Origin of the sequence: Bradyrhizobium sp. (assembly GCF_036009065.1) — a bacterium.
GTDB lineage: Bacteria > Pseudomonadota > Alphaproteobacteria > Rhizobiales > Xanthobacteraceae > Bradyrhizobium.
In genome coordinates, this window is sequence record NZ_DASYMN010000020.1 from 16,557 (window position 1) to 31,259 (window position 14,703).

At 62.0% G+C, this 14,703-nt stretch carries 10 protein-coding genes; 2 read left to right on the forward strand and 8 right to left on the reverse strand.

All coding sequences use genetic code 11. The features are described 5' to 3' along the window. Positions 1-6 precede the first annotated feature (6 nt). A complete protein-coding gene (locus tag VGP39_RS01040) occupies positions 7-1,992 on the reverse strand; it encodes an alpha-1,4-glucan--maltose-1-phosphate maltosyltransferase (RefSeq protein ID WP_414644537.1) in 1,986 nt (661 codons plus the stop codon). Between the two features lie 167 nt (positions 1,993-2,159). On the opposite strand from VGP39_RS01040, the gene malQ reads away from it, so the two are divergent. After that, positions 2,160-4,109, forward strand: coding sequence for a 4-alpha-glucanotransferase (malQ, locus tag VGP39_RS01045; RefSeq protein ID WP_327566253.1), 1,950 nt, complete (start codon positions 2,160-2,162; stop codon positions 4,107-4,109). A 24-nt stretch (positions 4,110-4,133) separates the two neighbouring features. Beyond that, positions 4,134-5,936 (forward strand): glycoside hydrolase family 15 protein, encoded by a 1,803-nt coding sequence (locus tag VGP39_RS01050; RefSeq protein WP_327566254.1) that lies wholly within the window; start codon positions 4,134-4,136, stop codon positions 5,934-5,936. 102 nt (positions 5,937-6,038) lie between these two features. Here the strand turns inward: VGP39_RS01050 and VGP39_RS01055 are convergent, their stop codons facing one another. From VGP39_RS01055 to VGP39_RS01085, 7 genes are all read right to left on the reverse strand, one after another. Further along, positions 6,039-6,851, reverse strand: coding sequence for a Cof-type HAD-IIB family hydrolase (locus tag VGP39_RS01055; RefSeq protein ID WP_327566255.1), 813 nt, complete (start codon positions 6,849-6,851; stop codon positions 6,039-6,041). Then, a complete protein-coding gene (locus VGP39_RS01060) occupies positions 6,848-7,366 on the reverse strand; it encodes a gluconokinase (RefSeq protein ID WP_327566287.1) in 519 nt (172 codons plus the stop codon). Before VGP39_RS01060 ends, VGP39_RS01055 begins: the two co-directional genes overlap by 4 nt. Positions 7,367-7,397: 31 nt before the next feature. Then, positions 7,398-8,144 carry a 6-phosphogluconolactonase gene (gene pgl, locus VGP39_RS01065; RefSeq protein WP_327566256.1) on the reverse strand — a complete coding sequence of 249 codons (747 nt, stop codon included), beginning with the start codon at positions 8,142-8,144 and terminating at the stop codon, positions 7,398-7,400. Beyond that, a complete protein-coding gene (gene zwf / locus VGP39_RS01070) occupies positions 8,144-9,658 on the reverse strand; it encodes a glucose-6-phosphate dehydrogenase (RefSeq protein WP_327566257.1) in 1,515 nt (504 codons plus the stop codon). The genes pgl and zwf overlap by 1 nt, the downstream gene beginning before the upstream one ends. A gap of 5 nt (positions 9,659-9,663) precedes the next feature. Beyond that, positions 9,664-10,692 (reverse strand): phosphogluconate dehydrogenase (NAD(+)-dependent, decarboxylating), encoded by a 1,029-nt coding sequence (gene gnd, locus VGP39_RS01075; protein ID WP_327566258.1) that lies wholly within the window; start codon positions 10,690-10,692, stop codon positions 9,664-9,666. Positions 10,693-10,764: 72 nt separating this feature from the next. Further along, the gene (locus VGP39_RS01080) at positions 10,765-13,617 is read right to left on the reverse strand and encodes a bifunctional transaldolase/phosoglucose isomerase (RefSeq protein ID WP_327566259.1); all 2,853 of its coding nucleotides are present in this window, start codon (positions 13,615-13,617) and stop codon (positions 10,765-10,767) included. Between the two features lie 182 nt (positions 13,618-13,799). Next, on the reverse strand, positions 13,800-14,687 hold the full coding sequence (locus VGP39_RS01085; RefSeq protein ID WP_327566260.1) for a TauD/TfdA family dioxygenase: 888 nt from the start codon (positions 14,685-14,687) through the stop codon (positions 13,800-13,802). Between the last annotated feature and the right edge of the window lie 16 nt (positions 14,688-14,703).

Below are 14,703 nucleotides of genomic sequence, written 5' to 3' on the forward strand. Positions count from 1 at the left end.
CGCCCCTCACGCCAGGCAACGAAACAGCAAGGCGGGGTCGCGCGTCGGATCGATCCGCAGATGGATGCCGCCCCATTGCACGGGACGGCGCTCGCCGCTGATCAGGTCTTCGACGGCGGCGACATGTTTGCGTTCACCATTCACGTCGATCTGGATGTCGCCGATCGGAAACCAGAACTCGTGCGGATCGCGCGACAAGGCAATCGCTGCAACGACTGTATTGGCGCCATCCACGGATTCCTTCACAAAGCCAATTACGTTGCCGTCATCGACCGGGATGAAGCGCAGATTGCTGGTCTGCTGCAGCGCCGGATTGTCCCGGCGGGCACGATTGAGATCGCGGATGTAGGGTTTTATGTTCCCCGCCTTGTCCCAGTCGCGCACTTTGATCTCGTATTTTTCGGAATCCAGATATTCTTCCTTGCCCGGGATCGGCTCGTGCTCAAGCAACTCGAAACCGTTGTACACGCCATAGGTGCTCGACAATGTCGAAGCGAGCGCGACGCGCGATTTGAACATCCATGGCTCACCGCTCTGCAGGTGATAGGGCAGGATATCCGGCGTGTTGACGAAGAAGTTCGGGCGATAAAAGTCGCGTTCCGGATATGCCGTCAGTTCGGTCAGATACTGTTCCAGCTCCCACTTCTGGGTGCGCCACGTAAAATACGTGTAGGACTGGGTGAAGCCGAGCTTGGCGAGACCCTTCATCAATTTCGGCCGCGTAAAGGCTTCCGCGAGGAAGATCACGCCGGGATGGTGCAGTTGAACCTCGTGAATCAGCCACTCCCAGAACCGGAACGGTTTTGTGTGTGGATTATCGACGCGGAAAATACGAACCCCCTGGTCGATCCAAAACAACACGACGTCACGCAGCGCATTCCACAGCGCGCCGGCATCTTCGGAAGCGAAATCCGGATTGACGATGTCCTCGTACTTCTTGGGCGGATTTTCCGCATAGCGCATGGAGCCGTCGGGCCGGCGCTTGAACCACTGCGGATGCTGCTTCAGCCAAGGATGATCGGGTGAGCATTGCACGGCGAAGTCGAGCGCGACTTCCATGTCGAGGTGTTTGCATGCCGACACAAACGCACGGAAATCTTCCAGCGTTCCCAGTTCCGGATGCACGGCGTCGTGACCGCCTTCGGCTGCGCCGATGGCATAGGGGCTGCCGGGATCGCCTTCCGCGGCCGTCACCGCATTATTGCGTCCTTTGCGGTTGGTCCGCCCGATGGGATGAATCGGTGTAAAATAGACCACATCAAAACCCATCGCCGCGACATCCGGCAGCCGCGCGATGCAATCCCCGAACGTGCCATGCTGCCCGGGAGTCTGGCCTTGGCTTCGCGGCACCATTTCGTACCAGGCGCCGGAGCGGGCGCGGGGCCGGTCGACCATCAGCGGAAACAATTGCGACCGCGTCAGGTCGGAGTGCACTTGGCTCTCGGCCATCGCGTCCTTCAGTTCGGGGATCAGCAGAGGTGCGACTTCCCCGGTCTGGAGGTAGTCCTCACACTGGCGCAAGATCACCGCGGCGGCAGCTTTGCTTCCGCTCTGGGCTTTCGTCAGCATGCCCGCGCCCTCGATCGCGTCCAGCGTGAGGTCCACGCCGGCCTTCTGCTTCAGCTCAAAACCGTGCCGCCAAGTGGCAAACTCGTCGGTCCAGGCTTCGATCGCATAGACATAGCGTCCGATCTCGTCGGGGACGAACGATCCGCCCCAGCGATCGTTGCTGTGGAAGGTCATGGGCACGCGTTGCCAGTCGCGGTCTCGCTCGGGGCGCCACACCAGCGCCGCAGCGACGACCTCGTGCCCGTCGCGATAAATATCCGCCCAGACGTCGATGCGCTCGCCGACGACACGCTTTACGGGGAAGCGGCCGCCATCGATGATCGGATAAACGTCTTCAATATGGAAAGCACCGCCGCCTGCGACGCTCTCGACTTGGGTTGTTCTGTTCACGGTGATGCCATTGATATGGAAATGGCGTCCCATTTCATTTGTGGGAAAGGAGACGTTCCGGACATATATACAAAGCCTCGCGGAAGCATTGGTTCCCCGGGAACCGTTGGGGCCGGACCAGAGTTAAACACGGCTATCCTCTTCCCGCATCTACAGAATCTCGCAACGCCTCGCATCGTTGCGTGCAAACAGCGTGCCGAATGGACCTTTTCACCAAAGCCGCCGAACTCGGAATTCAGACCGAATTTATAGACGGTCAGGGCCACCGGCACGTGACGGAGGCGGCGGCGCTCGAGATCATCCTTAACGCCCTGCCGGTCCGGGCCCCGCACCGTTTTCTGGATCGACCGGTCGTGCTGCGGCCGGGGCAGCCCGCACAGACCGAATTTCGCGAGGCTGTCACATTGCCTCTGAGATGGAAAATCGTTGCCGGTCTTAAGGTTATCGCGCAAGGCGAGACAGGCGGTCGCACCATTACATGGCCCGCCAATCTACCCGTCGGATCGTACCGGCTGCATCTGACCGATGCCTCCTTATTGAGCGAAGAGGTCCCGTTCATTGTCGCCCCGCCAAAAGCCTTCGGCGGCGAGTTCGACCGGTCCTGGATACTGGCGGTGCAGCTTTATGGCGTCAGATCGTCGCGCAACTGGGGGATGGGCGATTTTACCGACCTCGAAGGCCTGATCGAACTGGCGGCGGGCCTCGGCGCCGGCGGGGTCGGCCTCAATCCGCTGCATGCGCTGTTCGACGATCGGCCGGCCGATTGCAGCCCCTATTCGCCGAACAGCCGGCTGTTTCTCAATGCCCTCTATATCGACGTCGAAAAACTTACGGAGTTTTCAGCGCTCGCTTCCGCCGACAGCAACGACACGATCGCCCGACTGAGACAGAGCGAAATCGTCGACTATATCGCCGTTGCGGAATTGAAATGGCGGGTGCTGCGCTCGGCCTTTGCGGCTTTCAAGGCCGATATTAAAACCAATCGTCAGGCGGCTTTCACGAAATTTCGCGCCGAGCGCGGACCTTTGCTGTCGCGCTTCGCCTGTTTCGAAGTCCTTAGACATAAATTCAAGGCGCCGTGGTGGGAGTGGCCGGAAGAGTGGCGGCACCCGGACGACACCCGATGCGCGAAGCTGCGCGCCGGTGGGGACGCTGCCGAGATCGAATTCGTCGAATTCGTTCAATGGGCGGCGGATCAGCAACTGCAATCATGCCGGGAATTGGCGACGAAACTCGGTATGAAAGTCGGCCTTTATCTCGACGTGGCGGTCGGCGTGCAATCCGACGGGTTCGACGCATGGAATGAACAGGTGGCGATTTCGCGACATCTGGCCGTCGGCGCGCCGCCCGATCCATTGAACACAGCCGGCCAGAACTGGGGGCTGGCGGGGTTCAACGCTGCCGGTCTCGAAGTGCAGTCCTTCGAACCGTTTCGGGACATGCTCCGCGCTTCGATGCGCCATGCCGGTGCGATCCGGCTGGACCATGTGCTTGGCCTCAAGCGGCTCTATCTGGTGCCGCACGGCTTTGCCGCGCGCAACGGCGTTTATGTGCAAATGCCCTTCGAGGCGCTGCTGGCGCTCACCGCGCAGGAAAGCGTGGCGCAGCGCTGCGTGGTGATCGGCGAGGACCTCGGCACCGTTCCGGAAGGCTTTCGCGAGCAGATGGCCGATTGGGGCATCTGGTCTTATCTGGTGATGATGTTCGAACGCGACGATCGGGGGTCGTTTCGAGGTGTCGATCACTACACGCCCAATGCCCTTGTCACATTCAATACGCACGATCTGTCGACCTATGCGGGCTGGCGTTGCTTCAGCGATCTCGCGTTGAAACGGTCGCTCGGAATCGACCCCGGCGAAAGCGACGATGCGCGATGGCATGCACTGGCGATGCTGACCGACGTTCTCAGGCATCATGCCATCGACAATGACGATTTGTATGCGGTCGTGAAATTTCTTGCGCAGACCCGATCGCGCCTGCTCGCGATATCGCTCGAGGACCTGTTGGGGGTGATCGACCAGCCCAATATCCCGGGTACCGTCGACGAACATCCAAACTGGCGCCGGCGGTTGCCGGTCGCGATCGACGAGATGGCGGCTGCGATCGATCTCGCGGCACTAAAAGACGCGACGCAGGGAAGAACAGCGTGATTCGCGGAACTCCGGTGAAGAAACGTGTCCTGCAGGATTGAAGATTACGGCCTGATCGGCGACTGCGAAACCGCAGCGCTGGTCGGCCGCGACGGTTCGATCGACTGGCTGTGCTGGCCTGCCTTCGACTCCGATGCGTGCTTTGCCGCGCTGCTCGGAACGCACGAGCATGGCCGATGGCAGATCGCGCCCTCGGGCGATGTTGAAAAATGCTCGCGCCGCTACCGTGGCGACACGCTGATTCTGGAAACCCGCTTCCAAACGGCTGACGGGGCCGTCACCCTGATCGACTTCATGCCGCCGCGCGGAAAAGCCTCGGATGTTGTCAGGCTCATCCGCGGCGAGACGGGCCGCGTGAAGATGAGGATGGCGTTGATCATCCGCTTCGGCTTCGGCCGGGATATTCCCTGGGTCAAGCGCACCGAAGATGGCGCGCTGCTTGCGATTTGCGGTCCCGACATGACGGTGCTGCGCACGCCGGTTGAGACGCGCGGCGAGCACATGACTACGGTGGCTGATTTCGAGGTGAACGTCGGCGAAATCATCCCGTTCGTTCTGACTTACGGCCCGTCGCACCTGCCGCTTCCCGAGCCGATCGATCCCGAGCAGGCGTTGCGCGACACCGAGGACTTCTGGTCCGAATGGTCCGGGCGCTGCACCTATGAGGGCGACAATCGTAGCCTCGTGATACGCTCGCTGATCACGCTGAAGGCGCTGACCTACGCGCCGACCGGCGGCATCGTCGCGGCGCCGACCACCTCATTACCGGAAAAACTCGGCGGCGCCCGCAACTGGGACTACCGGTTTTGCTGGCTGCGCGATGCGACCTTCACCCTGCTGGCGCTGATGAACAGCGGTTACACCGAGGAGGCTCTGGCATGGCATAACTGGCTGCTGCGTTCCGTCGCGGGATCGCCGGCCGACATGCAGATCATGTACGGCATCGCCGGGCAACGGCGCCTGCTTGAATGGGAAGCGGCGTGGCTGCCAGGCTACGGAGGCGCGCAGCCGGTGCGGGTCGGCAATGCCGCGCATGCGCAGTTGCAGCTCGATGTCTACGGCGAGCTAATCGACGCGTTTCACCAATGGCGCACGGCTAAACTCGAGCTCGATCAGGGGACGTGGGCGCTGGAATGCACGGTACTGCAACATCTCGCCAAGATGTGGGACAAACCAGACCACGGCATCTGGGAGCGGCGCGGCGAGGCCAAGCACTACGTCTCCTCCAAAGTGATGACGTGGGTGGCTTTCGACCGTGGCATCAAAAGCGCCGAGAGATTCGGTCTCGAGGGGCCGCTCGATCGATGGAAGATGCTGCGCGACCACATTTGCCGGGATGTCTGCGACAAGGGTTTTGATCCCCAGCAGAATGCGTTCGTCGAATTCTACGGCTCCCGGCTGCTGGATGCGAGCGTCCTGCTGCTGCCGTCGGTCGGTTTCCTCCCCGCCACCGATCCGCGGGTCAAAGGTACGCTCGACGCCATCGAACGGCACATGATGCGGGACGGGTTTGTGCTTCGGCACGACCCACGCGAAAGTTCGGATGAACAGCAACCGATCGAAGGCGCATTTCTCGCATGCAGCCTTTGGCTGGCCGATGCCTATGTACTGTCCGGAGAAATCGACAAGGCGCAAAAACTGTTCGATCGCGTGGTCGCCGTGGCGAACGATCTCGGTTTGCTGGCGGAGGAATTCGATTCCGGCGAGGGACGGCAGACCGGGAATTTCCCGCAGGCGCTGACCCATATCGCGCTCATCAATACCGCGCATAACCTGAGCGACGCCAAAAAGCCTGTCGAGAAGCCCGTGGTGCAGCGCGCGAGTTGACTGTCTTCGTCATGCCCGGCCTTGTGCCGGGCATCCACGTCTTGACCGTCGCGCGTCAAGACGTGGATGGCCGGGACAAGCCCGGCCATGACGGAAATCGGTTCATCCGCCTCCGTGATTCTTCAGAATAAACTCGATCGCGCCAGCGAAACCCTCTTCCTCATTGGAGCCTGTGACATGCGACGCCTGTTTCTTGACGTCCTCGGTGGCGTTGCCCATCGCGACGGAAAGGCCGCTCTTTTTGAACATCGCGAGGTCGTTCTGCATGTCGCCGATGGTGGCGATCGCATCGGTTGAGATATCCAGTCGCTTGGCCATCGCCTCGACAAACGTGCCCTTGTCCTGGCCCGGTGGGGTGACATCGAGATAATAGCTTTGCGACTGCACCGCGGTTGCCTGCGCGCCCACTGCCTCCTGTATGGCGGCTTGGCAGCGTCGGAGCAGTTCCGCATCGGAACTGGCGCCGACAATCTTGCAGGCGCTCGACAGATAAGGGCAAAAATCCTCGACGATGGTTGGATCGGCCCGGATGGCGCGCTTCTCGTTCGGGACATATTCACCATCGCCATTGCGCGTCAGCCATGCATCGTTGGTGAACAACCAGATATCGACACCGAATTGCTCAAGCAGATCGAGGCTGCGTCGCGCCGCAGTCGCGGGGATCAGGTGCTGTTCGATCGGGTCGAGTTGCGGATCTACAATCGAACTGCCGTTGAAAGACCCGACCGGCAGTGTGATCCCGAGCGGTTCGATCAAAAACCGCATGCCGGCTGTCGGGCGGCTGCTGACGATCGTAAAACCGATGCCGGCGTCCCTTAGTCGGCGCACCGCGCGCTTGGCGCCATCGGTCAAACGCTTGTCGTGCGTCACCAGGGTGCCGTCGACGTCGGAGACCACCAGCGCGATGCGGTTCATGATTGTTTCCTGTCGCCGGAACTGTGGCCGGCGTTAGTTGCTTGCAGTTTGCTCACAATATCGTCGACGATGCTGTCAACCGGCGCATCGATCGACACACCGATGGCATTTTCGTCCGGCCCGGGCGGCTCAAGAGTCCCGAACTGGCTGTCCAGAAGTCCGGGCGGCATGAAATGATCTTTACGGAGCGCCAGCCGCTCCGCGATAAGCTGCTGGGTTCCGTTGAGAAAGACGATGCGCACGTCGTCCCGACCGCGCAACAGGACATTGCGATACGCTCGTTTCAGCGCCGAGCATGCGACCACGACGTGCCCGTGCGCCGTGCAAACCCGTTCGATCTCGTCGGCGATGGCGTTCAGCCAGGGCCAGCGATCCTCATCGGTGAGCGGCTGCCCGGCACTCATCTTCTCGACATTGCTTTTCGGATGAAACCGGTCGCCATCCTCGAAGGTCCAGTGCAATCGTTCAGCGAGTTCACTTGCGATTGTGCTTTTGCCGGAGCCGGACACACCCATCACAACGAGCGCGCATGGCAGCCTGCCGGATTCATCGGCCACGATAATTCTCCGGCAGTGCAGCCCTGTCCACAAGCCACGTCGTCTCGCCGGCGGAGACCGCACGCCCGGCCGGCAAGTCCTCGCCCGCCAGCACCCGGGTCAGGATCGCGCGTTTGTCCGCGCCACCAACCTCGAACAGCATTTCGTGGCACGACGCAAGCACCGGTAATGTAAGTGTGACCCTCGGCACGAGCGGCTCCACATGGGCCCGTGGGACGCCGACTACCCAGCGCTCCGTCTCTGCCAACGCGGGATAACCCGGAAACAGCGACGCCGTGTGGCCGTCCGGCCCGACGCCCATCAGCACGGCATCGAACAGTGGCCGCGCCGGGTCGAGGCTGTCGGCGCCGTAAAACGATTTCAGTTCGGCCTCGTAGCGATGCGCGGCTTCAACGGGGTCCGCCGCGCCGGTTGCCATCGGGTGGATGTTGACCAGCGGCGCGCAGCGACTGAGGAAAGCCTGTCGCGCCATACGCATGTTATTGCGGGAATCGGTGGTCGGGACGAATCGTTCATCGCCGATGAACCAGTGCACGCGGTCCCATGGAACCTGGCCGCGGTAGGGTTCGTGGCCGAGCAACTCATAGAGCTGTTTCGGGCTCGACCCGCCCGTCAGGCAAATCGCGACGCGATCGCTGTTGTTGGCGATTCGTGCGAGCAGCCGCTCGGCCGCAGCCTTCGCCAGCGCCACCGGGTCGGCGACGGCGATAATCCTGCGGTTGTCGTTCAGAACCATCAGCCGAGCTTCCGCCAGCTGCGGCCGTCGCGCCTCAGCAGTTCGTCGCCACAGGCCGGTCCTTCGCTGCCGGCCTTGTAGGTCTCCAACCCTTTGGCGCCGGCTTTCTTCCAGGCATCGAGGAACGGCTGCACCGCCTGCCATCCGGCCTCGACGCTGTCGGCGCGCTGAAACAGGATGTTGTCGCCGATCATGCAGTCGTAGATCAGCGTCTCATAGCCGGTGCTCGGCTCGGCCTTGAAATAATCCTTGTAGCGGAACTTCATCTCGACGCCGTCGATGGAAATCACGGGCCCCGGCACCTTGGTGTTGAATTGCAAGGTGATGCCCTCGGTCGGTTCGACGCTGATGACGAGATAATTCTGCGAAAGCCGGTCCACCGGGGTGTCGCGAAACATCGCAAACGGCGCCTGCTTGAATTTTATGGCGACCTCGGTGCGCTTGACGCCGAGCGCCTTGCCGGTGCGCAGATAGAACGGCACGCCGGCCCAGCGCCAGTTGTCGATCGTCAATTTCAGCGCGACATAGGTTTCGGTCGTGCTGTCCGGCTTGACGTCTTCGGTCGTTCGATAGTCTTCGATTTCGGCGTCACCGATCTTGCCACCTTGGTACTGGCCGCGCACCGAGTTCCGCAGCGCCTCGGTCTCGCTCTGCGTCTGGATCGCCGCGAGAACGTCAGCTTTCTCCGAGCGCACCGAATGCGCATCGAACCGGATCGGCGGCTCCATTGCGACCAGCGACAGCAGCTGAAACAGGTGGTTCGGCACCATGTCGCGCAGCGCCCCGGTAGCGTCATAAAAGCTGCCGCGATGGCCGACCCCAAGCTTTTCGTCGACGGTGATCTGCACATGATCGATGTGATTGCGGTTCCAGATCGGTTCGAACATGCCGTTGGCAAAGCGCAGCACCAGGATGTTCTGGACGGTTTCCTTGCCGAGATAATGATCGATGCGATAGATCTGGTGCTCGTCGACGATCTTCAGCAGTTCGTTGTTCAGCGCTTTGGCCGATTCGAGATCGGTCCCGAATGGTTTTTCGACAATTAGCCGCCGCCAAGCGCCGCCGTCCTCCTTGAGCAATTCCGTGCGCCCGAGTTCGCGGGCGATCGGCGCAAAGGCACCGGGCGGGGTCGCCAGATAGAACAGACGATTACCGCCGGTCGCGCGGTTTGCTTCAAGTCTCTCGAGCTGCTCGCGCATTCGGTCGAACGACGCGGGGTCTTTTGGATCGGCGGCAATGCAGGTCACGCATTCCAGCAGCCGTTTTGCGATTGCATCGTCCACCGGACGGGTGGCGAATTCGCGCAGGCCTTTCATCAGGCTGTCGCGCAACGCCTCGTTGGGCATCGCCTTGCGCGCGATCCCGACGATGCAGAATTTGTCGGGCAGCAGGTCAGTGGCCGCAAGATTATAGAGCGCGGGGATCACCAGCCGATGTGCCAGATCGCCGGTGACGCCAAAGATGACGAAGGAGCAGGGGTCGGGCTTTTTCTGCTTCGAGGCAGCGTCCGTCATCGCCGTCAGGCCTTTGGCTTGACCATATCGGGCGCATTCTGGCGCACCGGGTCCGGATGTTGCTGCGGCTCCCTATGGCCGCCGAAACCGGCACGCATCGCCGAGAGAATTTTTTCGGCGAAAGTATGCTGTTTCCGCGACCGGAATCGCGCGAACAGTGCCGCGGTCAGAACCTCGGCCGGCACCGCCTCGTCGATGGCGGCGTTGACGGTCCAGCGGCCTTCGCCGGAATCCTCGACGAAGCCGGAATAATTGTCGAGCGTATGGTTTTCTGCGAGCGCGGAGGCGGTCAGATCGAGCAGCCATGACGGGATCACACTGCCGCGCCGCCACACTTCGGCGACATCGGCTATATCGAGATCGAAACGATGATCGGCGGGCAGGACGTCGATGTTGGCATTCTTCAGGATGTCGAAACCCTCGGCGTAGGCCTGCATCAGCCCGTATTCGATGCCGTTATGCACCATCTTGACGAAGTGGCCCGATCCGACCGGCCCGGCGTGGATGTAGCCCTGCTCGATGCGTGGGTCGCGCCCGGCGCGTCCGGAGGTGCGCGGAATATCGCCGATGCCCGGCGCCAGCGCTGCGAAAATCGGATCGAGGCGGTCGACCACCGCCTTGTCGCCGCCGATCATCATGCAGTAGCCGCGATCAATGCCCCAGACGCCGCCCGAGGTGCCGACGTCGATGTAGTGCATGCCCTTCTCTTTGAGCGCCTTGCCGCGGCGAACGTCGTCCTGCCAGAAGGTGTTGCCGCCGTCGATGACGACGTCACCGGTCTGCAGCAGTTTTGCCAGCGCATCGATCGTCGCCTCGGTGATCCTGCCGGCCGGCAGCATCACCCACACCGTCCGCGGCCGCTCCAGCTTGCCGACAAAATCCTCCAGCGCGCTGGCGCCGATCGCGCCGTCGGGGACGAGGGCGGCTACAGCTTTGGGGTCCTTGTCATACACGACCGCGGTGTGGCCATGCTTCATCAGCCGGCGAACGATATTGCCGCCCATCCGGCCGAGGCCGATCATGCCGAGCTGCATTGGAAGATTCCTTATTTCACTTTGAGCATGATCTGATCCGAAAGCCGGGTTCCCACCTTTCGGGATCATGCTCTAGTTCAACGCGCTGACGATCGCAGCGTCGAGTATCGCCAGTGCCGTTTTCAGGTCGCCCTTAAGGTGCACCCGTAGCGCGCGCCGGCCGCGTTCGGTCAGCACGTCGAAATCGCCGCGGGCCTGCGCGGCCTTGACCACGCCGAAACTGGCCTTCTGGCCGGGCACGGCGAGATCCTCGGCATCATCGGCAGTGATCTGCAGAAACACACCGCTATCGGGCCCGCCTTTATAGGCCTGCCCGGTTGAGTGCAGAAAGCGCGGTCCGAATTCCGCGCAGGTCGCGACATGGCGCCTGTCGCGAACCGCAAGCCGCATGTGCTGCAGCGTATCGATATGGGTATGATCGCGTTCGATATAGGCGAGCAGCGCGACGTAGTCGCCCGCGCCGGTCCGGCCCAGATGGGCCTTTAGCCACGATGCAAAATCGCCATCGGCGCCGGCCTTGCGCAGCGCGCTGGCGTTCTTGTCGTCGGTGAACAGTTCGACCTCGTTGGTCGAGATCACCGGCGCTTCCTTAGGCAACGTGCCGGTTTTTTCGAACGCGGAAGTCAGCTCGCGTGTCTTGATCTTGGCGGCCTCGACGTCGGGCTGGTTGAAAGGATTGACGGCGAGCACGGCGCCCGCAACCGCGGTTGCGATCTCGAAGCGGAAGAATTCCTGGCCGATATGGTCGATCGACTTCATCGCGATGCGAACGACCGGATGGCCGGCTTTTTCGAGCGCGGCGAGCTTGTCGTCGTGGCTGCCGTCGGTTTCGCCCTCGGTGCGAAGGTCGATGAAGAAACGATCGCTGCCGTAGACGGCGGGCTCGCCGAGCGGCTCGCCGTCGATCGGAATCAACCCCTTGCCGTCCTTGCCGGTGGACTCGGCGATAAGCTGTTCAGCCCAGGCGCCGAAGTCGGCGATCTTCCTTGACGACAGGATGGTGACCTTGTCGCGGCCCTCCAGGCCGGCGACGCCCATCGCGAGCCCGAGTTGCACCCCGGGGTTTTCCTGCGGTGGCACATCCGGCCCGCAGGACCGCACCATCGAGAGCGAGAGATCGAGAAACTTCGCAAGATCGATGCCGGCCGCGGCCGCAGGCACGAGTCCAAATGGCGACACCACCGAATAGCGCCCGCCGATGGTCGGATCACCATGGAAGATACGGGCAAAACCTTGCGCCTTCGCGACCTTTTCCAGCGACGACCCGGGATCGGTGACCGCCACGAAATGACCGCCTGCCTTGCCGTTGCCGATGGCCTCGCTCACCTCTGCGAAGAAATAATCCTTCATCACATTCGGCTCGGTGGTGCCGCCGGACTTGCTGGAGACGATGAATAGCGTTTTCGCCAAGTTCACCGCATTCGTCATCGCGCGCACCTGTGCGGGATCGGTCGAATCCAGCACGTGCAATTTCGGAAAGCCGGGCTGTTGTCCAAAGGTTTCCGCGATCACTTCCGGCCCCAGGCTCGATCCGCCCATGCCGAGCACGACGGCGTCGCTAAAACCTTGGCTCTTTACCCAGGCCGCAAAATCCTGGTAGTCCGCGAGCTTGCTCTTTTCAGTTGAAACACTGTCCAGCCAGCCCAGCCATTTGTCTTCGTCGGTGCCAGTCCAGATCGACTTGTCATGTTGCCACAGCCGGCGAATCTTGCCCGACGCGCGCCATTCCTCGGTGCTGCTCTCTACGGCTTTGGCAATACTCGCACCCAGCGCGAGTTTCTGCTGGTCGATACTGCCGGCGATCACCGTCGCGCGCTTGTGCGCCACGGCGCCGTAGAGCTTGTCCGCCGCATCGGCGAACAGCTTCACGCCCTCCTTGACCAGTTCCGCCGTGATGGCATCGAGCGAGATGCCGGATTTTGCCAGGCCCGCAAGCACACCCCTGGCGTCGTCGATGTTTTCCTCAAGGCTGTCACGAAGCTTGCCGTGGTCGCGGAACGCGTCAAGTGTCGCCGGCGGCACGGTGTTGATGGTGTTCCTGCCAATCAACTCCTCGACGTAGAGCACGTCGCTGTACTCTTTATTTTTCGTTCCGGTGGAGGCCCACAGCAACCGCTGCGGTTTTGCCCCTTTCGCTGCGAGCTTGTCCCAGCGGGGTCCGGAAAACAGCTTCTTGTAGTCCTGATAGGCCATCTTGGCGTTCGCAATCGCCACTTTTCCCTTCAGCGCCGTCAGCCGCGCCTTCTCGGTCGGGTCGTTGGCTTTCGCGATTCTGTCGTCGAGTTGCTTGTCGACCGCGCTGTCGATGCGGCTGACGAAGAAGCTGGCGACACTGGCGACATGGGAGGGATCGCTGCCGCCGGCGAGGTATTTTTCGAGGCCGGCGAGATAGGCCTCGGCCACCTGCACATAGACCTTTTGGGAAAACAGCAGCGTGATGTTGATGCTGACGCCTTCGCCGATCAGATGCTCGATCGCGGGCAGGCCCTCCGGCGTCGCCGGCACCTTGACCATCAGGTTCTTGCGATCGACTTCCTTCAACAGACGTTCGGCCTCGGCGATCGTCGCCTTGGTGTCCATGGCGAGATAGGGCGAGACTTCGAGGCTGACGAATCCGTCGTGGCCCTTGAGCTGGTCATACACCGGACGCAGCACGTCCGCGGCGTTCTGGATGTCCTCGATTGCAAGGTGCTCGAACAGTTCGGCAACCGGGCGGTCCCCGCCTTTCAGCGCCGCACCGATGGCGCCGTCATATTCGTCCGAACTGCCGATCGCCTTCTCGAAGATCGACGGATTGGAGGTGACGCCCTTGACGCCGTCGGTTTCGATCAGCTTTTTGAGGTCGCCTTTGGCGACGAAACCGCGGGCCAAAAAGTCCAGCCAGACTGCCTGGCCGTGCGCTTCGAGGGCTTTGACAGGATTCATGATGCGCTCTGTTCGATTTTGGCGTTCCGACACCTTTTCTGGCGGGAAGCCGGGTTGTCAACACATGGTTGGGCGTGCCGACGGGCGGAAGATGGTGTTTGAACAAAATAACGCCATTCACGAAAATTCGATCCCTGCAGATCGGCGCAGCTGCTCAGCGTTCGGCGAGACCAAGGGAGCGGCTATTCCGCTGCCTGCGTGGATGGCGAGTGCATGTTGCCGACGCCATCCGATGCGGTTGCGGAGATCGTGGTTCGTACCATCAGGCGCGGCTCGTGCGCTGGCCATGGCCGCCCGCGATGCATGGTGGCGCGGTTGTCCCACATGACGACGTCGCCTCCGCGCCATTGGTGCAGATAGCTTGTGCCTGCTTGGGTCGCGGCTTCCATCAACTCGTCGATCAGCCTTTTCCCCGCCTCCGCTTCCATGCCTTCGACCGCATAAGCATGCGAGGCGAGATAGATCGCGCCACGGCCGTTCACGGGATTGGTCCACACCATCCGCCAGCATTGCGGCGGCAGCGCCGCGCGTTCCTCGGGGCTGGCCAGGTCCGGCGCAATCTGCTTTCGCGAATGCGCGTAGTCATGCCAGGCAAACGAGCTTTGCAGTCTGTCGCGCGAGGCCGCATCGAGCCGCGCGAAGGCAAGCCGGGTGGAGACGTATTCGGTCTCTCCACCGCGCGCGGGAATGACGCGCGCCGACAGGATCGATGCCAGCGCCGGCACCCGCTTGAACGAGGAGTCGGTATGCCAGAGTTGATTGGCCTTGGCGCGCAGCGAAAGCCGGTGGTCGCCCGGCACCACCTTGCCGTCAGGGCCGATGGTGCTGAGGATCACGAAATACGAGCCGGTGCCCTGCGAGCCGACTTTTGTCACCTCTGGCGGGCCGAAGCGGCGCGAAAAGGCGAGTTGAATCTCGTCGGTCACGTCCTGATCGCGAAACACCAGAACGGAGTGTTCCTCGAAGACGGCCCGCGCCGCCGCATAGGCGGGTTCATCGGACGCGACATCCGCAAGCGTTACGCCGCGCAGCTCGGCGGCGAATCCTGGACCCAGCGGGACAACGTCCATCGGCAAGTCCTCCCGG